Annotated in this window: 22 protein-coding genes; 16 read left to right on the forward strand and 6 right to left on the reverse strand. The window is 62.7% G+C overall.

The annotated features are described in order from the left end of the window. The first annotated feature begins 73 nt into the window (after positions 1 to 73). Positions 74 to 403 (forward strand): XRE family transcriptional regulator, encoded by a 330-nt coding sequence (locus ACUY2Y_RS07415; RefSeq protein WP_448325452.1) that lies wholly within the window; start codon positions 74 to 76, stop codon positions 401 to 403. Between the two features lie 10 nt (positions 404 to 413). On the opposite strand, the gene ACUY2Y_RS07420 is transcribed toward ACUY2Y_RS07415, so the two are convergent. After that, entirely contained in the window at positions 414 to 1,061 is a 648-nt protein-coding gene (locus ACUY2Y_RS07420) for an AMIN-like domain-containing (lipo)protein (RefSeq protein ID WP_448325453.1), read from the reverse strand. A 179-nt stretch (positions 1,062 to 1,240) separates the two neighbouring features. Here ACUY2Y_RS07420 and dapB point away from each other — a divergent pair, with 179 nt between their 5' ends. The 8 genes from dapB to ACUY2Y_RS07460 all read left to right on the forward strand — a co-directional run bounded on the left by dapB (position 1,241) and on the right by ACUY2Y_RS07460 (position 11,770). Next, positions 1,241 to 1,987, forward strand: coding sequence for a 4-hydroxy-tetrahydrodipicolinate reductase (gene dapB, locus ACUY2Y_RS07425; protein WP_448325454.1), 747 nt, complete (start codon positions 1,241 to 1,243; stop codon positions 1,985 to 1,987). Beyond that, complete coding sequence (gene thyX, locus ACUY2Y_RS07430) at positions 1,988 to 2,740, forward strand: FAD-dependent thymidylate synthase (protein ID WP_448325455.1); 753 nt, start codon at positions 1,988 to 1,990, stop codon at positions 2,738 to 2,740. Between the two features lie 73 nt (positions 2,741 to 2,813). After that, positions 2,814 to 3,722: a 4-hydroxy-tetrahydrodipicolinate synthase gene (dapA, locus tag ACUY2Y_RS07435; RefSeq protein WP_296144509.1), complete on the forward strand. Its 909-nt coding sequence runs from the start codon at positions 2,814 to 2,816 to the stop codon at positions 3,720 to 3,722. A gap of 2 nt (positions 3,723 to 3,724) precedes the next feature. After that, entirely contained in the window at positions 3,725 to 5,824 is a 2,100-nt protein-coding gene (locus ACUY2Y_RS07440) for a ribonuclease J (RefSeq protein ID WP_448325456.1), read from the forward strand. Between the two features lie 55 nt (positions 5,825 to 5,879). Then, complete coding sequence (locus ACUY2Y_RS07445; protein ID WP_448325457.1) at positions 5,880 to 6,506, forward strand: TIGR03085 family metal-binding protein; 627 nt, start codon at positions 5,880 to 5,882, stop codon at positions 6,504 to 6,506. A gap of 72 nt (positions 6,507 to 6,578) precedes the next feature. Next, on the forward strand, positions 6,579 to 9,791 hold the full coding sequence (locus ACUY2Y_RS07450) for a DNA translocase FtsK 4TM domain-containing protein (protein WP_448325458.1): 3,213 nt from the start codon (positions 6,579 to 6,581) through the stop codon (positions 9,789 to 9,791). A 3-nt stretch (positions 9,792 to 9,794) separates the two neighbouring features. Next, the gene (locus tag ACUY2Y_RS07455) at positions 9,795 to 10,397 is read left to right on the forward strand and encodes a DJ-1/PfpI family protein (protein ID WP_448325459.1); all 603 of its coding nucleotides are present in this window, start codon (positions 9,795 to 9,797) and stop codon (positions 10,395 to 10,397) included. A gap of 197 nt (positions 10,398 to 10,594) precedes the next feature. Continuing rightward, positions 10,595 to 11,770 (forward strand): TerC family protein, encoded by a 1,176-nt coding sequence (locus ACUY2Y_RS07460; protein WP_448325460.1) that lies wholly within the window; start codon positions 10,595 to 10,597, stop codon positions 11,768 to 11,770. Position 11,771: 1 nt separating this feature from the next. Here the strand turns inward: ACUY2Y_RS07460 and ACUY2Y_RS07465 are convergent, their stop codons facing one another. Then, a complete protein-coding gene (locus ACUY2Y_RS07465) occupies positions 11,772 to 12,056 on the reverse strand; it encodes a YciI family protein (RefSeq protein ID WP_296144495.1) in 285 nt (94 codons plus the stop codon). Positions 12,057 to 12,080: 24 nt separating this feature from the next. Here ACUY2Y_RS07465 and pgsA point away from each other — a divergent pair, with 24 nt between their 5' ends. The 4 genes from pgsA (at position 12,081) to ACUY2Y_RS07485 (ending at position 14,607) form a co-directional block, all read left to right on the forward strand. Continuing rightward, on the forward strand, positions 12,081 to 12,659 hold the full coding sequence (gene pgsA / locus ACUY2Y_RS07470; protein WP_210574195.1) for a CDP-diacylglycerol--glycerol-3-phosphate 3-phosphatidyltransferase: 579 nt from the start codon (positions 12,081 to 12,083) through the stop codon (positions 12,657 to 12,659). Continuing rightward, on the forward strand, positions 12,656 to 13,252 hold the full coding sequence (locus tag ACUY2Y_RS07475) for a CinA family protein (RefSeq protein WP_448325461.1): 597 nt from the start codon (positions 12,656 to 12,658) through the stop codon (positions 13,250 to 13,252). The genes pgsA and ACUY2Y_RS07475 overlap by 4 nt, the downstream gene beginning before the upstream one ends. An 8-nt stretch (positions 13,253 to 13,260) precedes the next feature. Continuing rightward, entirely contained in the window at positions 13,261 to 13,641 is a 381-nt protein-coding gene (locus ACUY2Y_RS07480) for a helix-turn-helix domain-containing protein (RefSeq protein ID WP_448325517.1), read from the forward strand. A gap of 108 nt (positions 13,642 to 13,749) precedes the next feature. Then, positions 13,750 to 14,607 carry a PspA/IM30 family protein gene (locus tag ACUY2Y_RS07485; RefSeq protein ID WP_448325462.1) on the forward strand — a complete coding sequence of 286 codons (858 nt, stop codon included), beginning with the start codon at positions 13,750 to 13,752 and terminating at the stop codon, positions 14,605 to 14,607. A gap of 10 nt (positions 14,608 to 14,617) precedes the next feature. Here ACUY2Y_RS07485 and ACUY2Y_RS07490 read toward each other — a convergent pair whose 3' ends face one another. Genes ACUY2Y_RS07490 through ACUY2Y_RS07500 form a run of 3 tightly spaced genes read right to left on the reverse strand, consistent with a single transcriptional unit; the run spans position 14,618 to position 16,539 of the window. Beyond that, the gene (locus ACUY2Y_RS07490) at positions 14,618 to 15,214 is read right to left on the reverse strand and encodes an energy-coupling factor transporter transmembrane component T family protein (protein WP_448325463.1); all 597 of its coding nucleotides are present in this window, start codon (positions 15,212 to 15,214) and stop codon (positions 14,618 to 14,620) included. Between the two features lie 17 nt (positions 15,215 to 15,231). Further along, on the reverse strand, positions 15,232 to 15,945 hold the full coding sequence (locus ACUY2Y_RS07495; RefSeq protein ID WP_448325464.1) for an energy-coupling factor ABC transporter ATP-binding protein: 714 nt from the start codon (positions 15,943 to 15,945) through the stop codon (positions 15,232 to 15,234). Between the two features lie 9 nt (positions 15,946 to 15,954). Beyond that, positions 15,955 to 16,539 carry a biotin transporter BioY gene (locus ACUY2Y_RS07500; protein WP_448325465.1) on the reverse strand — a complete coding sequence of 195 codons (585 nt, stop codon included), beginning with the start codon at positions 16,537 to 16,539 and terminating at the stop codon, positions 15,955 to 15,957. A 94-nt stretch (positions 16,540 to 16,633) separates the two neighbouring features. Between ACUY2Y_RS07500 and ACUY2Y_RS07505 the strand changes: the two genes are divergently transcribed. The 3 genes from ACUY2Y_RS07505 to ACUY2Y_RS07515 all read left to right on the forward strand — a co-directional run bounded on the left by ACUY2Y_RS07505 (position 16,634) and on the right by ACUY2Y_RS07515 (position 18,774). Further along, positions 16,634 to 16,849: a DUF3046 domain-containing protein gene (locus ACUY2Y_RS07505; protein ID WP_448325466.1), complete on the forward strand. Its 216-nt coding sequence runs from the start codon at positions 16,634 to 16,636 to the stop codon at positions 16,847 to 16,849. Positions 16,850 to 17,016: 167 nt separating this feature from the next. After that, positions 17,017 to 18,135 (forward strand): recombinase RecA, encoded by a 1,119-nt coding sequence (gene recA, locus ACUY2Y_RS07510; protein WP_448325467.1) that lies wholly within the window; start codon positions 17,017 to 17,019, stop codon positions 18,133 to 18,135. A gap of 6 nt (positions 18,136 to 18,141) precedes the next feature. Continuing rightward, a complete protein-coding gene (locus ACUY2Y_RS07515) occupies positions 18,142 to 18,774 on the forward strand; it encodes a regulatory protein RecX (protein WP_448325468.1) in 633 nt (210 codons plus the stop codon). Here ACUY2Y_RS07515 and ACUY2Y_RS07520 read toward each other — a convergent pair. Next, positions 18,771 to 19,655 (reverse strand): glutamate ABC transporter substrate-binding protein, encoded by an 885-nt coding sequence (locus ACUY2Y_RS07520; protein WP_448325469.1) that lies wholly within the window; start codon positions 19,653 to 19,655, stop codon positions 18,771 to 18,773. The genes ACUY2Y_RS07515 and ACUY2Y_RS07520 overlap by 4 nt on opposite strands. Between the last annotated feature and the right edge of the window lie 26 nt (positions 19,656 to 19,681).

Here is a 19,681-nt window from a genome sequence, read left to right on the forward strand (position 1 = left end):
GGGCTATAGGCTGAACCTACGTGCTGAAAAGTACGTGACCCATTTTAGAAGTCCAGCTGAAAAGGTGTGACCAGTGCAGATCATCGAAGGTTTACAGGCATCTAAAACGGCAGATAACCAGCAGCATGACCGGCCCCAATTGAAAGTGTTGGGCCGGCACGAGGGGGCTACTGTCGTGCGTCTGTCTTTTGCGGCAGGCGATGTCATGCCGGACCACAAAGCAGCCTGGCCAATCTTGGTTATTGGCCAAACTGGTCGGGTGGAGTTTTCAGCCGAGGGAGAAACTCAGATCGTGGAGCCGGGATGTGCGGTTCACCTCGGCGCGGGAATCGTTCACGAGCTGGTGGCGCGAGAAAATGCGACGGTCACCTTGGTCATCCTCTCGGAATCGCATCAGGCGTAGCGCTCCGGTCTTAGTTCTGGAAGTCGACGACAAGGCGCGTCGGCTCGTGCAGGATTTCGACCTTGTAGGGGCGCTCGCTTTTCAGACCCACGACGTACTGGGAGGTCGCCTCGAAGGCACCGCCGTTGTATACATCGACGATATTGCCGCTGGTCAGGCCCAGGTTGGTGTTCGGCTTGTACATTGCGTCCGGTGACATATCCGGGGCGGTTCCGTGGACAATCATCTCCAGCTTCGCGGCGCCGGGCACGTCGATGGGAAAGCCGGAGCCGTCCTGGCGGGGGTCGTTGTTGTAACCGATGTGGTAGCGCGGTTCCCCGGTGCCCTCGAATTCGATGACGAGCCGGTCGAAACCGTCGTGGGAACCGACGCGGATATCGGTGGTGCGCAGCTCGCCGTAGCCGTCGCCAAATCTTTCGGTCGGCTCTGTGCTGAACCCGTCGGCGGCGGCAGCGGGATCCATCGCGGCCTGACGGGTCTGGCTGTCGGCCTCGGAGGCGTCCGACGTGGTGGATTCCGTCTGCTCCTGGGCTTCGGTCGTCGACTCGGGCGTCTGCTCGGTCAGGGCGGGCTCAGCGACGTTGTCGCCTGCGCACCCGGCCAGCGCGAGTCCCGATGCGACGATGACTGCCGTTAACTGGAGTGACTTGAGGTTCATATGTTTCATTCTAGCTGGGGGAATGTCGCGAGGCGACTACTGACAGGCCGCTTGAGCGTGGAAGTGAGGTCCGCAGCGAGGTTTCGGCGGCGTGGTCACACGGCGGCGCTATGGTAGTTAGGCAGAAAGCGAACGACTAAAGAAATGTGCCGGTGCTCATACCGGTAGGAAGGCGGATCATGTCTATCAAGGTCGGAGTGCTGGGCGCGAAGGGCCGCGTGGGCTCCGCGGTCGTTGCAGGCGTTAACGCGGCCGACGGCGTGGAGCTTGTCGCTGAGATCGACGCCGGCGACTCGCTTGACATGCTCGTGGACAACGGGGCAGAGGTCGTCGTCGACTTCACCACCCCGGGCGTGGTCATGGACAACCTGGAATTCTGCATTAGCCACGGCATTCACGCGGTGGTGGGCACCACTGGCTTTGATGACGCGCGCTACCAGCAGGTGCGCGACTGGTGCGCTGCCAACGAAGGTGTGGGCGTTCTGATCGCCCCGAATTTCGCCATCTCCGCTGTGCTGGCGATGGCATTCGCCCGTCAGGCCGCGCCGTTCTTTGAGTCGGCTGAGGTCGTCGAGTACCACCACCCGAATAAGCTCGATGCACCGTCCGGCACGGCGGTGAAGACGGCGCAGGGGATCGCGGAGGCTCGTCGAGAAGCGAATATGTCCGCGATGCCGGACGCGACCGAGCAGGCGCTCGACGGCTCCCGCGGTGCGGACGTCGACGGTGTGAAGGTGCATGCCGTGCGTATGCAGGGCATGGTCGCGCACGAGGAAATCATTTTCGGCACCACCGACCAGTCGCTGACCATCCGCCAGGATTCTTATGGCCGCGATTCCTTCGTGCCGGGCGTGCTCACCGGTGTTCGCCAGGTCGCGGACAACCCGGGGCTCACCGTCGGGCTGGATAGCTACCTGGGCCTGTAGATGACACAGAGCAAAAAGCTGGACGTTCAACTCGTCGCGGCGACCTCGTTCGCGGCGCCCGCCGACGTCGATTGGGACCAAGACCCCGCCGCAACCGATGCAGAAGCGCTCGTCGAATTCGCGGGCCGCGCCTGCTACGAGACCTTCGACAAGCCGAACCCGCACACCGCGAGCAATGAGGCGTACCTGCGCCACATCCTCGAGGTGGGCCACGACGCGCTGCTTGAGCACGCCACCGCGACGCTGTACGTGCGCGGGCTGTCGCGCGCGGCGGGCAATGAGCTGTTGCGTCACCGCCACCTGTCGTTCTCCCAGCTCTCCCAACGTTTCGTGCCGGCGGGGGAAGCTGATGTCGTCATGCCCGACGCGATCGCGGAAGATGAGGACCTAGCACGCATGTTCCTCGCCGCAGTCGACGAGCAACGCTTCATCTACGAGGAGCTTCTCCAGGCGCTCGAGAACAACCTCGATGCCGAACCGAACGCTTTGCTGCGCAAGAAGAAAGCGCGCCAAGCCGCGCGCGCAATCCTGCCCAACGCGACCGAGACACGCTTCGTGGTCACCGGCAACTACCGCGCATGGCGCGAATTCATCGCTGCGCGCGCCAGCGAGCACGCCGACACCGAGATCCGCGAACTCGCCGTTGCCTGCTTGGAGATCCTCAAAAAACAAGCACCCGCGCTTTTCGACGACTTCCTCATCAGCACGCTTGCCGACGGCTCTGTCATGGCCACCAGCCCATACGCCGGATAAGAACTCTGTCCCGCCGCAAAAGCCCGATAGGGCTACACAGATTGGCGGGGAAGAGAATGTACCCTAGATAACCATGGGCATTTCAACGAAAGCACAAACCGGTGCAGAAGAACTCGGCACTGTCGGTGTCGCAATGGTCACCCCGTTCGATCGAAACGGCGAACTCGACCTGGAGGCCGGGCGAAAGTTGGCTGCCCACCTTGTCGACAACGGTGTCGACTCTCTCATCCTCGGTGGCACCACCGGCGAATCCCCGACGACATCCCCGGACGAGAAGATCGCACTGATCAAGGCCGTCCGTGAGGAGCTCGGCGACCGCGTCAAGATCATGGCTGGTGCCGGCACGAACGACACACGCTCCACCATCGCGCTGGCCAAGGCTTCCCGCGATGCTGGCGCTGACTCGCTTCTCGTGGTCACGCCGTACTACTCCAAGCCGTCCCAGGCTGGACTGCTCAAGCACTTCACGGCCGTGGCTGAGGCGACCGAACTGCCAATCTGCCTGTACGACATTCCGGGCCGTTCCGGTATTCCCATCGCCGGGTCCACGATCCGCGCTCTCGCCGAGTTGCCGACCGTGAAGGCGGTCAAGGACGCCAAGGGCGACATGCTTGAGGCGACCGCGATTATCAACGATACGGACCTTGCCTGGTACTCTGGCGACGACGTTCTCAACCTGCCGTGGTTCTCCGTCGGCGCGACCGGAGTCATCTCCGTGATCGGCCACGCAGCCCCAGGTCTGATGAGGGAAATGGTGACAAGCTTCGAGGAAGGCGACCTCGCCCGCGCGCGGGAAATCAACGCCACCACCATGAGCGTGCTCGCTGGACAGCAAGCAGCGCTCGGTGGAGTGACATTTGCAAAAGCGGCCCTGCGTCTGCAGGGCATCGAGGTCGGAGATCCCCGCCTGCCTGTTGTCGGAGTAGATGACACGCAGTTGGAGGCTCTGCGCCGCGACATGGAAAAGGCTGGAGTCCTATAAGTATGAACGAACCCCGCAATCGCTCCCGTAAAGTGACCCGCAAGGCGGGCCCGCCGGAGGCCGGCGATCAGCAGCCGGTCTTCCAGGCTGCGGATACCCAACCCGGCGACAACGGGGGCAACAACGGTTCCGGCAACGGCAACGGCGGCGTCAACCGCGACAACAACGGTTCTGGCAACGGAAACGGAAACGGCAACGGCAACAACCGCGGCGGCGGCAACGGTGGCAACCGTGGTGGACGCGGCAATAACGGCGGCGGCAACGGCCGTGGTCGTGGACGCGGTCGTGGTCGTGGACGCGGCGGTCGCGGTGGCGGCGACAACCGCCGTAACCCGGTGAAGGGTATGCAGGGCGCCGATCTGACCAAGCGTCTGCCCGCACCGCAGAAGCCCCCGCAGAATGGTCTGCGTATTTACGCCCTTGGCGGTATTTCCGAGATCGGCCGCAACATGACGGTCTTCGAGTACAACGGGCGTCTGCTCATCGTGGACTGCGGTGTGCTCTTCCCGTCTTCCGACGAGCCGGGCGTGGATTTGATCCTGCCGGACTTCGGTCCGATCGAGAACAAGCTGGACAAGGTCGATGCGCTCGTGGTCACCCACGGCCACGAGGACCACATTGGCGCTATCCCGTGGCTGCTCAAGCTGCGTCCGGATATCCCGATCTACTCGGCGAAATTCACCAACGCGCTCATTGCCGCGAAGACCAAGGAGCACCGCCAGCGTCCGAAGCTGAACGAGGTCAACCCGAAGTCCGAGGTGACTGTCGGCCCGTTCAACCTGCGCTTCTTCCACGTCGGTCACTCCATTCCGGACTGCGTCGGCGTGGTCATCAAGACCGGCGCTGGCACGGTCTGCATGACCGGTGACATCAAGGTCGACATGACTCCGTACGACAACAAGCCGACGGATCTCCCGGCGCTGGCACGCTACGGCGACGAGGGCATCGACCTGTTCCTCTGCGATTCCACCAACGCCACGATTCCGGGCATCTCTGCTTCTGAGGCCGGCATCGAGGAGACCCTGATCCGTCTCGTGCAGGATGCGAAGCAGCGCGTCGTCTTGGCATCCTTCGCGTCGAACGTGTCGCGTGTCCAGATGGCGGTCAACGCGGCTGTCGCTTCGGGCCGCAAGGTCGCCTTCAACGGCCGCTCCATGATCCGCAACATGGAGATCGCCGAGAAGATGAATCTGCTCAAGGCTCCGAAGGGCACGATCATCCCGATCGAGGAAGCCGCGAAGATGGCTCCGCACCGCGTCATGCTGATCACGACCGGTACGCAGGGCGAGCCGATGGCTGCTCTGTCGCGCATGTCCCGCCGCGAGCACCGTCAGATCACCGTGCGCGACGGCGACACGATCATCCTGTCCTCCTCGCTCATCCCGGGCAACGAGGAAGCGGTTTTCGCCGTGATCAACAACCTCGCCCAGATCGGTGCGAACGTGATCACCAGCGATGACGCTCACGTTCACGCATCCGGCCACGGTTACGCCGGCGAGCTTTTGTTCCTCTACAACATGGCTCGCCCGCGCAACGCAATGCCGGTGCACGGTGAGTGGCGCCACCTGCGCGCCAACAAGGAGCTGGCGATCGCGACGGGCGTGAAGCCGGAGAACACCGTCCTGGCACAGAACGGCGTCGTCGTGGACATGGTCGACGGCAAGCTCAAGGTCGCTGGCCAGTATCAGGTGGGCAACCTGTACGTGGACGGCACCACGATGGGCGATGTGGACCCGGATGTCCTGACCGACCGCACGAACCTCGCTGCCGGCGGCGTCATCTCCATCACCTGTGTGATCGATGACCGCACGAGCCGCCTCATCGAGCGCCCGGTCGTGTCCACCACCGGTCTCGTCGACGACGACCGCGGTGTCCTGCCGGACCTGGTCGAGCTGGTGGAAAACACCATGTTCGATCTGGCGGCGGAAGGCGAGAACGATCCGTACCGCATGGTGCAGCAGATCCGTCGCCGCGTGTCCCGCACCATCGAGCAGAAGTACAAGCGCGAGCCGGTGATCCTGCCGACGGTCGTTCCGATGAACGCCGACGACACAGCACCGCTCAGCAACGAGGACGTCGAGGCATCGCGCGAATCCCTGTAATTCGCTTCACGACGAACCCCGAACCATAGGCCCCAGCCACGCTAGGCTGGGGCCTATGTCGTTTCAGCAAAAAGAACGTGAAAAGCTGGCCCAGCTGATGCTCAAAAAGGGGCCAGATGCCCCGACGTTGTGCGACGGATGGACGGCCGCTGATCTCGCCGCGCACCTCTACCTCCGCGAGCGCAAGCCGCACTTGGCTGGCGGATATTTCCTGCCGGCGCTGTCGAAGACGACAAAAGACGCCGAAGCCAAAGTGAAGCAGCGCCCATTCGACCAAGTGGTCAATGAGTGGGCAGCAGGACCGCCGGTGTTCATGAAGCCCTTGGACAAGGCGATGAACACCTCGGAGCACTTCATTCACCACGAGGATGTCCGCCGGGGTGGGGGAGAGGTTGCGCCCCGCGAGTTTTCCCGCGCGGTGGAAAACGAGCTCATGAAGGCCACGAAATTAATGGGGCTGATGGCGCTCAAAAGCTCCGCTGTGCCAGTCGTCTTGACCCCGCCGAACCACCCGCCAGTCACGCTCGGCGGCAAACGGGGTGTGGTGGACCAGGGTGACAGAGTCGTCCGCGTCTCTGGTGAGCCCGGGGAACTGCTGCTGTGGGTCACCGGCCGCGATGCGGTCGAGGTTCGCATTGACGGCGACGAGCAGGCGGTTCAGGAAGTCAAGCGTCGAATCTAGACTCAATGAAAATTGAGCGCGCCGGTGTGGCGCATGTGACTTGAGGTGTAACTGGGCATTACAGTGGTGGCCATGTCTGTCACCAGTACCCAGCGCCGCCAGAAAGGTCGCCCCAAGACCGGGCCGAAGAGCCGTGATACCCGCACCACAGGCGGGTACTCGCGCAATTCTGCATCCGGAACCATGGTCGCCGCCGCTTCCGCTGATGAGCGCGTCGGCTCTGCTGTCGGTGCGGTCGGGCGAGGAATGGGCAATGCTGCCCGGGAGGTGACGGGAGCGTTTTCTGCTGTCGGCCGTAAGGCCACAGGCTCACAGAAGCGCCGTGCCGACGACGAGATGGATGGCGCACCTGCGCGCCGCCGCCGGAGGCGTGCGGCGCAGCTGGAAGGGTACGACGATTCCTACGACGCACCCGAGGAGGCTGGGGACATGGATGATTCCTTTGATGCTCATGACGAACACGACGACGTCCCGGGGCGCGGTCGCCACGTCGATGCCCTCGGCCTGATCCTCATCGGCCTCGCAGCCGTGCTCGGTGCGTCTGTCTGGCTGGATATCGCAGGTCCTGTTGGTGCCGCGATCGCAAATGCCGTGCACTGGGTGATCGGTGCTGGTGCACTTGTTCTTCCCGTGATCCTCGTCGGCATCGCCGTCGCTATCATGCTCGGGCTTGGCAGGACCGCGTCTGAACGTGCCCACAGCGGTGCAGGTCTCACGATCATTGCGGTCTGCATGCTCGGTCTGATCCATATCTTCGCCGGTACGCCGGAAAGCTGGGCTGACAGGAAGATCGCCGGCGGCGCCATCGGCGCCATTATCGGTGGACCGCTCAGTGCTGGATTCACTCCATTTGTCGCAGTTCCGCTGCTCGGTCTCGTCATTGTCTATGCGGCACTTCTCGCCACCGGTATCACCGTGCGCGAATCCTTCGACTACATCCGGAACGTGCTTCGCAGCATCGCGTCGAATGCACACACTCCGGATCCGCACGAAGATGAGGCCGAAGACGACGACATGTACGGCCACGTCGACGGCGATCTCGACGACATCGCCGAGGGGCGTGAGCGCCGCCCGCGCGAGCGTGCCCAAGGCCGCAGCCAGCCGCGTAAGCGCCGCACGCCGATGGACAACTACCCAGTCGAGCCCGCTGACGAAGAAGCCGGCGACCCAACGCTTTTCGACGCCCCCGCCGAGCCCGCTCCCCGTCGCCGCCGGACCAACTCCCGTCCTTCGGCAGCCAACGAGACCCGTGCGATGTCCCGTTCGGCAGCGCAGGACGAGGTGTACGACTTCAGCAGCGAGTTCGACTCTGACGATCAGTTCACTGAGCAGATCCCGGCTTCTCCGGCGGCTTCTGCTGCTGAGGCTCTGGCACCAGCTCCGGCTGAAGCACCGCGCCGCAAGCCGGCACCGAAGGCTAAACCTGCGTCGAAGCCGTCTGATACCGCACCGATCCAGAAGGTCGGCGGTGCAGCGACCGCTGCTGGTGCCGGGGCTGTTGCTGGGGCGGCCGCTGCTGGTGCCGCCGGCGCAAGCGATGCAGTGACGCAAGCGCGCGAAGAAATGCGCAAGCAGATCGTCGCTCGTTCGGGCATCGATGCCTCGGCTATCCCGGCGTCCACGCCGAATTCCGAGAAGGAGCAGCAGGTAGCCAATGCTCCGGCCGTACGGGAGCCGGAGGGGGCAAGCGACTACAACCTGCCGTCGACAAGCTTGTTGCTGCCGGGCAACGCACCGAAGACCCGTACTGAAACCAACGACCGGATGATCGAAGCGATCACCGACGTCTTCGACGAGTTCAAGGTCGACGCGGCGGTGACCGGTTTCTCGCGCGGCCCGACAGTGACGCGCTACGAGGTCGAGCTTGGCCCAGGCGTGAAGGTTTCCAAGATCACGAACCTGCAGTCCAACCTCGCGTACGCTGTGGCCACCGATAACGTGCGTCTGCTGACTCCCATTCCGGGCAAATCTGCCGTGGGTATCGAGGTGCCGAATGCCGACCGCGAGATGGTCCGTCTGCGCGATGTGCTCGATGCGCCGCAGGTGCGCAGTGAGCAGGACCCGATGCTCATTGGCCTGGGCAAGAATATTGAGGGCGATTTCGTCTCCGCCTCCGTGCAGAAGATGCCGCACCTGCTTGTCGCTGGTTCGACCGGTTCCGGTAAGTCCGCGTTCGTGAACTCCATGTTGGTGTCGCTGCTGACGCGCGCGACGCCGGAGGAAGTCCGCCTGATTCTTGTCGACCCGAAGATGGTGGAGCTGACTCCGTACGAGGGCATCCCGCACTTGATCACACCGATCATCACCCAGCCGAAGAAGGCTGCCGCGGCGCTGCAGTGGCTCGTGGAGGAGATGGAGCAGCGCTACATGGACATGAAGTCCGCGCGCGTGCGCCATATCAAGGACTTCAACAAGAAGGTCCGCTCCGGCGAGCACACCGCTCCTTTGGGCTCCGAGCGCGAAATGCGCCCGTACCCGCTGATCGTCTGCGTTGTCGACGAGCTCGCCGACCTTATGATGACCGCGCCGAAGGAAATCGAGGACTCGATCGTCCGCATCACCCAGAAGGCGCGTGCGGCGGGCATCCACCTCGTGCTGGCAACTCAGCGTCCATCCGTGGACGTGGTCACCGGCCTGATTAAGACGAACGTACCGTCCCGCCTCGCCTTTGCGACATCCTCTCTCACCGACTCCCGCGTCATCCTCGACCAGGGCGGTGCGGAGAAGCTCATCGGTATGGGCGACGCGCTGTTCATTCCGCAGGGCGCCGGTAAGCCGCAGCGTCTCCAGGGCGCATTCGTCTCGGATGAGGAGATCCAGGCTGTCGTCGATGCCGTCAAGGAGCAAGGCGAGCCGCACTACACCGAAGGCGTCACCGAGGAAAAGGCTCCGGAGAAGAAGGAGATCGACGAGGAGATCGGCAAGGATATGGACGACCTCCTCGAGGCCGTCGAGCTCGTCGTCACCTCCCAGCTCGGCTCCACCTCCATGCTTCAGCGCAAGCTCCGCATCGGCTTCGCCAAGGCCGGCCGCCTGATGGACCTCATGGAATCCCGCGGCGTTGTCGGTCCGTCCGAAGGCTCCAAGGCCCGCGAGGTCCTGGTCAAGCCTGAGGAGCTCGAGACCATCCAGTGGATGATCAAGGGCGCCGACCCCGCCGAAGCTCCGAAGGAAGTGCTCGAGGAGCAAGCCGCGGCGGAAGAAGCATCCAGCGATTCGGATGCAGCAGATGACGACACCCAGACCGTGAAGGCCACCTACAACCCGACCGGGGGTGCGTTCTAACCGATGGGTGCTACTCATGGGCTTCGGTTCTCTGTCGTCCTTTTCGACAATGTTGAGCTGCTCGATGTGGCTGGCCCGGTTGAAGTGCTGTCCAAAGTTGACGACTTCGACGTGGAAATGCTTTCAGCGGACGGTGGTTCCGTCGCGAGTTCTCAAGGCGTCCGGCTCGGCGTGGACGGCGACTTTAGTTCGGCAACCGGGGATGTGCTGTTCGTGCCGGGTGGCATGGGGACGCGCCGGCTGGTCGAAGACGACCACTTCCTTGCCCAGTTGAATGCGCTGGCCGACCAATCGCAGATCTTGATGTCAGTGTGCACGGGATCCGCGCTTCTCGCTGCAGCCGGCCTGCTCGAGGGATATGCAGCGACGAGCAATAAGAGAGCCTTCGAGTGGGCCACGAGCTTTGGCGAAAATGTCGAGTGGCGCCGGTCGGCGCGGTGGGTGCATGACCGCGACCGGTGGACATCTTCGGGAGTAGCCGCAGGTACCGACATGGCCGCGGCGTTCATCGCCGACTGTCGCGGCGATCATCTTGTAGCCGAGATCGCCGATGCGATTGAGCTCCGGCTGAATCTCGATGCCGACGACGATCCCTTCTCCGTTTAGGCCGCGGCTCTGAGGGTCGGGTTGTGTGCTCGCCGGGGCGACCAAGTAGTCTTGCTCTCTGTTGGAGGGGAGTACCCCGAAAGCGCCTCGGATCGTCAACACGGCCAACCTATGCGGTTCCCGGTCCGGGTGGCCCATCACGTGAGAGGGTGGGGGAGACCTCCGGTTAATTTTCGTTCCAACCGGAGGTTCTATTCATGCATGTGCCTGTGTCTATTTGGTTGATCACCTCGGCGGTGATCTTGGGCTTTTTCATCTTCGACTTCGTCTCGCACGTGCGCACCCCGCATGAGCCGACGATGAAGGAATCGGGTGGCTGGGCCGCGTTCTACATGACGATGGCGTGCGTCTTCGGCGGCCTCGTGTGGGTCATGTGGGACTCGGAGCACGCCGTGCAGTTCTTCACCGGCTACATCACGGAGCTGTCGCTCAGTGTGGACAACCTGTTCGTGTTCGCGCTGATCATGGGATCGTTCAAGATCCCGCGCGCGTACCAACAGAAGGTGCTTCTCATCGGCATCCTCATCGCCCTGATCTGCCGTTTGCTGTTCATTCTGCTCGGCGCAGTGATCATTGAGGCGTGGTCGGACGTCTTCTACATCTTCGCCGCCTTCCTTCTCTACACCGCGATCAAGCTGGTGTACGACGAGGCGACCGATCAGGAGGATCCGGACCCGAAGGACATGTTCGTGGTCAAGACGCTGCGCAAGGTCATTCCGGTGACCAGGTCCTACCACGGCGACCGGTTGTTCTCCATGACGGTGGCAGGCAGGAAGGCGGTCACGCCGCTGTTCGTGGCGCTGTTGTCCATCGGCTTCATCGACGTGATGTTCGCCTTTGACTCCATTCCGGCGATCTACGGCATCACCCAGGAAGCATTCCTGGTGTTCACGGCTAACGCATTCGCACTGCTGGGACTGCGCCAGCTGTACTTCCTGCTCAACGGCCTGCTGGATAAGCTCGTCTACCTGCCGTACGGCCTCGCGGTGGTGCTGGGCTTTATCGGTGTGAAGCTGTTGCTGCATGCCCTGCACGCGAACAACCTGTCGTTCATCAACGGCGGTGAGGGCATGAACGTTCCGGAGGTCGGCACCGTGCTGTCCCTGGCGGTGATCGTCGGCGTGCTGGCGGTGACGGCGGTGGCCTCGATCATGAAGGATCGCGCCGATGTGAAGGCGGGCCGTTCCAGCCGCGAGGAGCAGAAGTACCACATCGACTTCGATGACCACGGCAACCGCCGCAAGGTGGACAACCACGGTCACCACATCGAGTGGATCGATGACCCGGCGACTTCGGGCAAGGGTGATCACACCGCGACCGGTTCGCGCGAGACCGACCACTTGGACGTCGCGCGCGGCGGCAGGAAGAAATAAGTCAGTCCCAAATATTGATGACTGGGGTCCATTCACGGATGTCCCGGTCGGTCAGGGCGCCGGCGGCGAGGTAGGGGTCGTCGTCAAGCAATGCTTCGACGTCGGCCTGCGTTGCGCCCTCAGTGAGACGCACGATGATCGCGGATTGCGTGTCACCGCCAAAAGGTCCGGCTGCGACGATCTTTCCTTCGTCTTTGAGCGAAGCTATGAAGTCGCGGTGTGCCGGGCGCGTGTTGTGGATGAGCGCTTTCTCGCCGTACGTGTACGTCGCGATGAAGTAGGTCATGGGCGCGAAGTCTAGCGCGAGAGCATGGAATGTAGGGTTGAAGGCGTGAATGCTCCGAGCCAGACCACACAGTCGAACTGGAATCTGCCCAATATTTTGACGTCGTTGCGCATTCTGTTCATCCCCGTTTTTGCGTGGCTTGTTCTCACGGAGCGGTGGTGGTGGGCGTTCGGGCTCTTTGTCGCGCTGATGATCACCGACAAACTCGACGGCGATATCGCGCGCTCGCGGGGCCTGGTCACGGACTTTGGCAAGATCGCCGACCCGATTGCGGATAAAGCGCTGATGATCACGGCGCTGGTCACGCTCAATATCGCGGGCCCGTTGCCGATCTGGATCACCGTCGTGATCATCGCGCGCGAGCTGGGCATCACCTTCTGGCGCATGGGCATGCTGCGAAACGGCAAAGTCGTGCCCGCATCAAAGGGCGGCAAACTCAAGACAGTGCTCCAAACCATCGGCGTGGCCATGTATCTGTGTCCGCTGCCTGGCTGGATGGATATCCCGACGCTCGTGGTCATGCTCATCGCCGTCGTGGTCACGGTGGTCACGGGCGTGCAGTACCTCGTCGACGGCGCCAAGGCGAACAGGAAGGACGCATGACACAGGACACGCTTATCGACGTCTCCGCTGCCCCCGACCTCATCCGCACCCTCGCGTCACGCGGCGAGACCGTCGCTTTTTGTGAGTCCCTGACAGCGGGGCTGGCCAGCGCGACCGTGGCGAACGTTCCCGGTGCTTCCAATGTGCTGCGCGGGGGACTGATCACGTACGCCACGGACCTGAAGGCATCACTGGCAGGTGTGCCTGAATCTGTGCTGGAAAAGCATGGCCCTGTGGCCGCGGCGACTGCCCGGCACATGGCCCGTGGCGCGCGCGAGAAATGCGGCGCGACGTGGGGTGTGGCCTTAACAGGTGTGGCTGGCCCCGATCCGCAGGACGGGCACCCGGTCGGCGAGGTCCACATTGCGGTCGCGGGACCGTCACGCACTGTCTCACTTCCGGCCGCGGAGATTCTCGCCGGTAATTCTCAGGAAGCGCTAGCGACGCAGTTCGCGCTGGTTCCGGGGAGCCGCGAACCGGTGCGAGTACTGGTGGGGCAGCGGCAGGAGATCCGCGAACTGGCCGTCGCTGCGGCTATCGTGGCAGTACTTCATGAAACTGATCGGGAACAAAAACAAGAGGACGATCGTTGAACGACGTGATGGCAACTACGACGACGCTCAATTACCAACCTGTTACGACCCGAACTGAGGACGGTGCGCGCGAGAATTCTGCGAAGAAGACGCAGACGAAGGTACGCGAACCGCTGCTGCGCGAGGCATTGGGAATGTCGCTTCGCGCCTTCCGCGCCGACAAGGGCGTGACACTGCGCGAGCTGGCGAACGAGGCACGCGTCTCACCGGGCTATATCTCCGAATTGGAACGCGGCCGCAAGGAAGTCTCCTCCGAGCTTTTAGCCTCCGTGTGCATCGCGTTGGACACCACCGTGGCCGAACTGTTGCTCGAGGCGGCGGCGAACCTCTCCCTGCAGTCGATGGAGCACGAGCTGGCTCATACCCCGCCGGCAGCCGCCGAGGTTTAGAAAAACTCCCGCGCGCGACCTGTCGTGCTCCGCTACCATTGAACCGTTAGCGATTAATCACGTGACGTGGTGAAACACCACGCGGTAGAAAGGCGAGACTGAAACACCATGGCGAATCCTTTCGTTAAAGCCTGGAAGTACCTCATGGCGCTCTTCGACAACAAGATCGAAGAGAATGCCGATCCGAAGATCCAGATCGAGCAGGCGATCGGTGAGGCTCAGCGCCAGCACCAGGAGCTGTCTCAGCAGGCTGCGGCCGTGATCGGCAACCAGCGTCAGCTGGAGATGCAGCTGAACCGTCGTCTGGCTGATGTGGAGAAGCTGCAGGCGAACACCAAGCAGGCTCTGAAGCTGGCTGACAAGTCCCGCGCCGACGGCGACAATTCCAAGGCCGTCGAGTACGAGAACGCCGCTGAGGCTTTCGCTGCCCAGCTGGTCACCGCTGAGCAGGGCGTCGAGGACACCAAGAGCCTGCACGACCAGGCTCTCCAGCAGGCAGAGCAGGCCAAGCAGGCTGTGGAGCGCAACTCCATGAAGCTGCAGCAGCAGGTCGCTGAGCGTTCTAAGCTCCTGTCCCAGCTCGAGCAGGCCAAGATGCAGGAGAAGGTCGCCGAGTCCCTGCAGTCCATGAACTCGCTCACCGATGGTTCCTCCCCGAATCTGGACCAGGTGCGCGAGAAGATCGAGCGCCGTTACTCCAACGCTCTCGGCCAGGCCGAGCTCGCTCAGAACTCCGTCCAGGGCCGCATGGCCGAGGTGGAGCAGGCTGGCATCCAGATGGCCGGCCACAGCCGTCTCGAGCAAATCCGCGCCGAGATGGGCGGCGAGCTCGAGTCCGGCAGGAAGCCCGCCATCGAGCAGGGCACATCGTCCGCGTCCAATGCTGCTAATTCCGCCACTGACTACTCCAACGTCGATCAGGACGCAGTCGCAGCGCGCATGCGTGAGCTGCGCGGCGAGCGTTAATCAGTAGCTGTTAATCCACCGCACCGCGCGCCATGAGCGCCTCGCCCGTGAGCTGGGCGTGGCGGACGCTGCGGATGACAAGCGGGGTACCGAAGGCCAGGAGCGATAAATTCGCGCCCCTGGCCTTTCGTGCGTCGAGGGACTCGTTGGCGGTGCCGAGCAACACCGGAATCTGGCGAATGGTCAAAGCGATAGCCAGGCTGATGGTGTCCACGGGCACGCCAATGCGCTCAAGCGGAGCCATATTGGTCTCCAGGGCCTCCATAAGGTCCTCGATGGTCGTGGTGAGCGTGAACAAGCTCGCCGCCAAAAGGGCCGCGATGAGTCCGAAGACGGTGATGAGCATCTTCTCCAGGCCGCTTTGCCACCACAGGAAGGCGCCGATGAAGGCCATGAACGGCAGGATCGGCAGGACTTGGCGCAGGGCAGTTCGGAGTGGAATCTTGGCGACGGCGTACAGCACAGCCACGCCGCCGGCCGCGGCGAGCGGGTGCCACGGCTTCGTCGGCAGCACCGTGATCAAAATGATGAAGAGCAACAGCCCTGCGAATTTCGTGGCGGGGGAGGCGCGATGAACAGGCGTCGTGCCAGGGACGTAGACGCCCATGGGAAGTTCTCTGATTCTCACGGCTCACCGTCCCGGTCAACGTCGTCAAGCTTGTCCATCAGGTCGGTGTAGAACGCGATGGCTTCGCGGGCGGGGCCGTCGAATGCGATGTCGCCGTCGTTGACGCACAGGACGCGATCGAAATCGGTGAGCATCTCAATGTCGTGGGTGACCACGATGACCTGCTGGTCGAGGGATGTCAGCTCGCGAATGATGCGGCGGCGGTTGCGCATATCGAGCAACGTCGTCGGCTCGTCGGCGATGATCGTCTCAGGCTCGATGACCATGACGGCTGCTAGGGCGAGCATCTGCTTCTCGCCACCGGAGAGAGTGTGCGGGGAATTCTCTGCGCGGTCGACCAGCCTGAAGCGTTCCAGCATGTCGTCCACGCGCGCATTGACTTCAGCCTTGGGTAGCTTGAAACGGCGCAGGGAGAACGCGATGTCGTCGCGGACCCGCGGCATGACGATCTGTGCTTCGGCGTCGGAGAAGATGAAACCGACCTTCTTGCGCACGTCTTTGCCGTGCTCGGTGACGTCGAGGCCGTTGTAGGACACGGTGCCTGATGACGGTTCGATCAGACCGTTGATCAGCCGCACCAGCGTAGATTTACCGGAGCCGTTGGAGCCGATGATGCCGATGCGTTGCTCGCTCAGCTCGAGCGTCTGCGGCTGCAGTATGACATCAGAGTCGTAGGCGACGCTGGCGCGGTCAAAGGAAATAGTGGGCACAGCGAGAGACTAACGCGTGCGGTGCAGCTGCGGGAACGCAGAGTGCACGGCGAATGCGATCGCGACCATCACGGCGAGCTTGCCCAGATCGGGGAGGATGAAGGCGAGCTGAGCTGCGAATGCGGCACCTGCACCCATATCGGCACGCCACATGAGACCGAAGGAGCCGAGCACGTACTGGAGGGCGAGAGCGACAAGACCGCCGAGGAAGAACACAGCGATCGTCGCGCCCTTGTTCTTGAACGGAGCGCGGTACGCGATCAAACCCGCAATGCCGGAGCCGAGGAGGTAACCACCAAGGTAGCCGACAGTCGGGCCCGCAAACGCGTGAATGACGGTGCTGCCGCCGGAGAGCACCGGCAGGAAGCAACCGACGAGCAAGAACAGGGCGGTGGCCAAAAAGCCGCGGCGGCCGCCGAGAACGAGGCCCGCGAGAATCGTCGCAGCATTCTGCAGCACGATAGGAACACCGGCCGCGCCGATGGGAATGGAGAAGAAGCCGAGGACGGAGATCAGCGCAGCGAAGACTGCGATATATGCGATGTCGGTGGCTGCGCTGGTCCCGCGCGCGCCGGGGGTGCGTGTAGTCGTCATAAAGCAAACATTAGCGGCCCACTTGAACGCCGTTCAATTCGAGGGGAGGGGCAAGCGTCGAGAAGCGAAAATCGAGGCGCGTAAGGTGGTGCGCATGCGATTGACGGAATTCCACCAACTCGTCGCCGACGAATTTGGCGACGCGAAGGGAAAGTGGGTCGTGTCCTCGCATGTTTTCTCCGGCGAAGGGAAGACGGCGGGCGAGCTTATCGACGCTGGCGTGGACCCCCGCGACGTGTGGGACCACCTGTGCGACGACTTTGATATTCCCGAAGAGCGCCGACTGGGAATTGATCGCCCGGGGGAGTGAATCATTCGAACATTCGTGCGTGTATGTTCGATGGTGGTGTCGCAAAGCCCACTAGTGTGATTTTCAGTGAACGGGGAACCGGACACCGCTTGAGGCGGTCTAAGAAGATGAGACTGCTTTAACCGGGGGTTGAACCGGGGAACACACGAAACGAAAGGAACCACGCCATGGCAACGAAAAAGAAAGCTGCCTCCGCTGCGAATGACCGCCAGAACGCGCTTGACGCGGCAATGGCGATGATCGAGAAGGACTACGGCAAGGGCGCCATCATGCGCCTGGGCGACGAGAAGCGCCCGCCGATCCAATCCATCTCCTCTGGAAACACCGCCATCGATGTCGCGCTCGGCATTGGCGGCTGGCCGCGCGGCCGCATCGTGGAGATTTACGGCCCGGAGTCTTCCGGTAAGACGACCGTTGCACTGCATGCCATCGCGCAGGCGCAGCGTACCGGCGGTATCGCCGCATTCATCGACGCGGAGCACGCCCTCGACCCCGACTACGCCAAGAAGCTCGGTGTGGACACCGACAACCTGCTGGTCTCTCAGCCGGACACTGGTGAGCAGGCTCTCGAGATCGCGGACATGCTCGTGCGTTCCGGTGCGATTGACATCATCGTCATCGACTCCGTGGCTGCGCTGACCCCGAAGGCAGAGATCGAAGGCGAGATGGGCGATTCCCATGTCGGTCTTCAGGCCCGCCTGATGTCCCAGGCTCTGCGCAAGATGACGGGTGCTTTGTACAACTCCGGCACGACCGCCATCTTCATCAACCAGCTGCGCGAGAAGATCGGTGTCATGTTCGGCTCGCCGGAGACCACCACCGGCGGTAAGGCGCTGAAGTTCTACTCGTCGGTGCGTTGCGATGTGCGCCGTATCCAGACGCTCAAGGACGGTCAGGATTCCATCGGCAACCGCACGCGCCTCAAGGTGGTCAAGAACAAGGTTTCCCCGCCGTTCAAGATCGCCGAATTCGACATCATGTACGGCGAGGGCATCTCCCGCGAGTCCTCCATCATCGACCTCGGTGTGGAAAATGGCGTGATCAAGAAGTCCGGTTCGTGGTTCACCTACGAGGGAGACCAGCTCGGCCAGGGCAAGGAGAAGGTCCGTCTCTTCCTCAAAGAGAACCAAGACTTGACCAACGAGCTCGAGCAAAAGATCTTCCAGAAGCTCGGCGTCGGGGAATTCGCCGGCAAGGACGATGAGCTGAGCGACGAGGCCATCGACATGGTGCCCAATATCGACTTCGACGATGAAGACGACGGCGCTGCCGCCGGGGAGAAATAACGCCCTATGGCGCAACAGCGCGAACCTGACCCGGAAAAGCTCCGCAAGCTGAAAGAGGCCCTCGACGCGTACGCGGCCGGCGGGGGGCCGGGACTGATCGATCACGAGCACGAAAAGGCTGCCGCGAAAGTGCGCGAGCGTGCTTTGCGTCTGCTCGATCAGCGGTCCCGCTCCCGCCACGAGCTGCGCGAGCGCCTCCTCGATCAGCGGCGTGTCAAAGAAGGAGAGGAACCTCCCGCGCCAGAGCTTATCGACGATGTCCTGGACTCCCTCCAGCGCTCCGGTCTCATCGACGATGAAGCCTTCGCCCACGAATGGGTTCGCCAGCGCTTTGAACGCCGCGGCAAATCATCGTCGGTGCTGCGCCGCGAATTACGGGACAAGGGTGTCTCTGCCGCGGACCAGGACGCTGCCTTGGAGCAGATCGACGAGGACGACGAACGCGATCTCGCACGCGGACTCGCGCAGAAGAAAGCCCGCACCGTGAAAAGCGTGCCCGTCGACAGAGCTGGCCGTGATAAGGAACTTCGGCGCATTGTCGGGGTGCTTGCCCGGCGCGGTTTCCCTGAGTCAATGGCGCTGCAGATCGCCAAGGACGCGCTCGACGAGAGGTGCGAGGAACTTCAAAATGTCGGCTAAGGACCGTCGAGGAACGACGTGTCGCCCGGGGTGTCACGCATCGTGTCCGGGTCGGCCTGCAGGTTTTCAGACACGAACCGGTCGAAGGAGCCATCGTCGTACATCTGCGTTAGGGCATCGTTGACAGCCTGGATCGTTTCCTCGTCGTTGTGGCGGAGTCCGAGGCCGTAGTGCTCGTCGGTAAGCGGGCGCCCGTCGACTTCGAGCGGGACGACGTCGAAAACTCCGGGCTCCTGCGCTTCGAAGCCCTCGAGAATCGCCGCGTCTGTGGTCACGGCTTCGACATGGCCCTCGCGCAGGGCGCCCAAGCACGCCTTGTAGTTGTCGTATTCCTCCAACACCACATCAGGAAGCGCGTCTTTGATCGTGCCCGCCGCCGTGGTGCCGGTGACGAAGCACAAGCTGCGGCCGCTCAGCGTGTCCAACCCGGTGATGCTGTTCTCGCCGTCGCGCACGAGCAACGCTTGGTGCGTGACCAGATACGGGCCTGCGAAAGCCGTCTTGTCTGCGCGTTCGTTATTCATTGAGTACGTCGAAGCGATCATGTCCACGTAGGCGTGCTCCAACATGGAAGCGCGCTGGCCGTACGGCACCTGTCGCCATTCGATGCTCGGGCGGTCCCAGCCCTTGTCATCAGCGATCGTGTTGATCACGTATTCGGCAATGTCAGTGTCTAGTCCCGCGACCGAGCCGTCGTCGTGGAGGATGCTCAACCCCGGGTTCGTGAACGCGGACCCGATGGTCACCTGGCCGTTTTCGATCTGGTCGAGCAGATCCGCATCGTTGGTGCTGCCGGGGAAAAGGGTGCAGGCGGTGAGCGTCGATAAGCTGAATGCGCTAACGGTGACGCACGCTGCCCGTGAGTGCCCTGTGCTGGACATGAATCCCTCCGAAGGTGGGAACCGAC

Source organism: Corynebacterium sp. 20-84, assembly GCF_053479455.1.

What these genes read in the sequence shown, in the direction of transcription:
- ACUY2Y_RS07515 (WP_448325468.1), top strand. Translation starts at nt 18,142, where the DNA reads ATGGCGCAACAGCGCGAACCTGACCCGGAAAAGCTCCGCAAGCTGAAA.
- dapB (WP_448325454.1), top strand. Translation starts at nt 1,241, where the DNA reads ATGTCTATCAAGGTCGGAGTGCTGGGCGCGAAGGGCCGCGTGGGCTCC.
- ACUY2Y_RS07450 (WP_448325458.1), top strand. Translation starts at nt 6,579, where the DNA reads ATGTCTGTCACCAGTACCCAGCGCCGCCAGAAAGGTCGCCCCAAGACC.
- pgsA (WP_210574195.1), top strand. Translation starts at nt 12,081, where the DNA reads ATGGAATGTAGGGTTGAAGGCGTGAATGCTCCGAGCCAGACCACACAG.
- ACUY2Y_RS07520 (WP_448325469.1), bottom strand. Translation starts at nt 19,655, where the DNA reads ATGTCCAGCACAGGGCACTCACGGGCAGCGTGCGTCACCGTTAGCGCA.
- ACUY2Y_RS07455 (WP_448325459.1), top strand. Translation starts at nt 9,795, where the DNA reads ATGGGTGCTACTCATGGGCTTCGGTTCTCTGTCGTCCTTTTCGACAAT.
- ACUY2Y_RS07460 (WP_448325460.1), top strand. Translation starts at nt 10,595, where the DNA reads ATGCATGTGCCTGTGTCTATTTGGTTGATCACCTCGGCGGTGATCTTG.
- ACUY2Y_RS07445 (WP_448325457.1), top strand. Translation starts at nt 5,880, where the DNA reads ATGTCGTTTCAGCAAAAAGAACGTGAAAAGCTGGCCCAGCTGATGCTC.
- ACUY2Y_RS07500 (WP_448325465.1), bottom strand. Translation starts at nt 16,539, where the DNA reads ATGACGACTACACGCACCCCCGGCGCGCGCGGGACCAGCGCAGCCACC.
- ACUY2Y_RS07465 (WP_296144495.1), bottom strand. Translation starts at nt 12,056, where the DNA reads ATGACCTACTTCATCGCGACGTACACGTACGGCGAGAAAGCGCTCATC.
- ACUY2Y_RS07485 (WP_448325462.1), top strand. Translation starts at nt 13,750, where the DNA reads ATGGCGAATCCTTTCGTTAAAGCCTGGAAGTACCTCATGGCGCTCTTC.
- thyX (WP_448325455.1), top strand. Translation starts at nt 1,988, where the DNA reads ATGACACAGAGCAAAAAGCTGGACGTTCAACTCGTCGCGGCGACCTCG.
- dapA (WP_296144509.1), top strand. Translation starts at nt 2,814, where the DNA reads ATGGGCATTTCAACGAAAGCACAAACCGGTGCAGAAGAACTCGGCACT.
- ACUY2Y_RS07505 (WP_448325466.1), top strand. Translation starts at nt 16,634, where the DNA reads ATGCGATTGACGGAATTCCACCAACTCGTCGCCGACGAATTTGGCGAC.
- ACUY2Y_RS07420 (WP_448325453.1), bottom strand. Translation starts at nt 1,061, where the DNA reads ATGAACCTCAAGTCACTCCAGTTAACGGCAGTCATCGTCGCATCGGGA.
- ACUY2Y_RS07475 (WP_448325461.1), top strand. Translation starts at nt 12,656, where the DNA reads ATGACACAGGACACGCTTATCGACGTCTCCGCTGCCCCCGACCTCATC.
- ACUY2Y_RS07440 (WP_448325456.1), top strand. Translation starts at nt 3,725, where the DNA reads ATGAACGAACCCCGCAATCGCTCCCGTAAAGTGACCCGCAAGGCGGGC.
- ACUY2Y_RS07480 (WP_448325517.1), top strand. Translation starts at nt 13,261, where the DNA reads ATGGCAACTACGACGACGCTCAATTACCAACCTGTTACGACCCGAACT.
- recA (WP_448325467.1), top strand. Translation starts at nt 17,017, where the DNA reads ATGGCAACGAAAAAGAAAGCTGCCTCCGCTGCGAATGACCGCCAGAAC.
- ACUY2Y_RS07490 (WP_448325463.1), bottom strand. Translation starts at nt 15,214, where the DNA reads ATGGGCGTCTACGTCCCTGGCACGACGCCTGTTCATCGCGCCTCCCCC.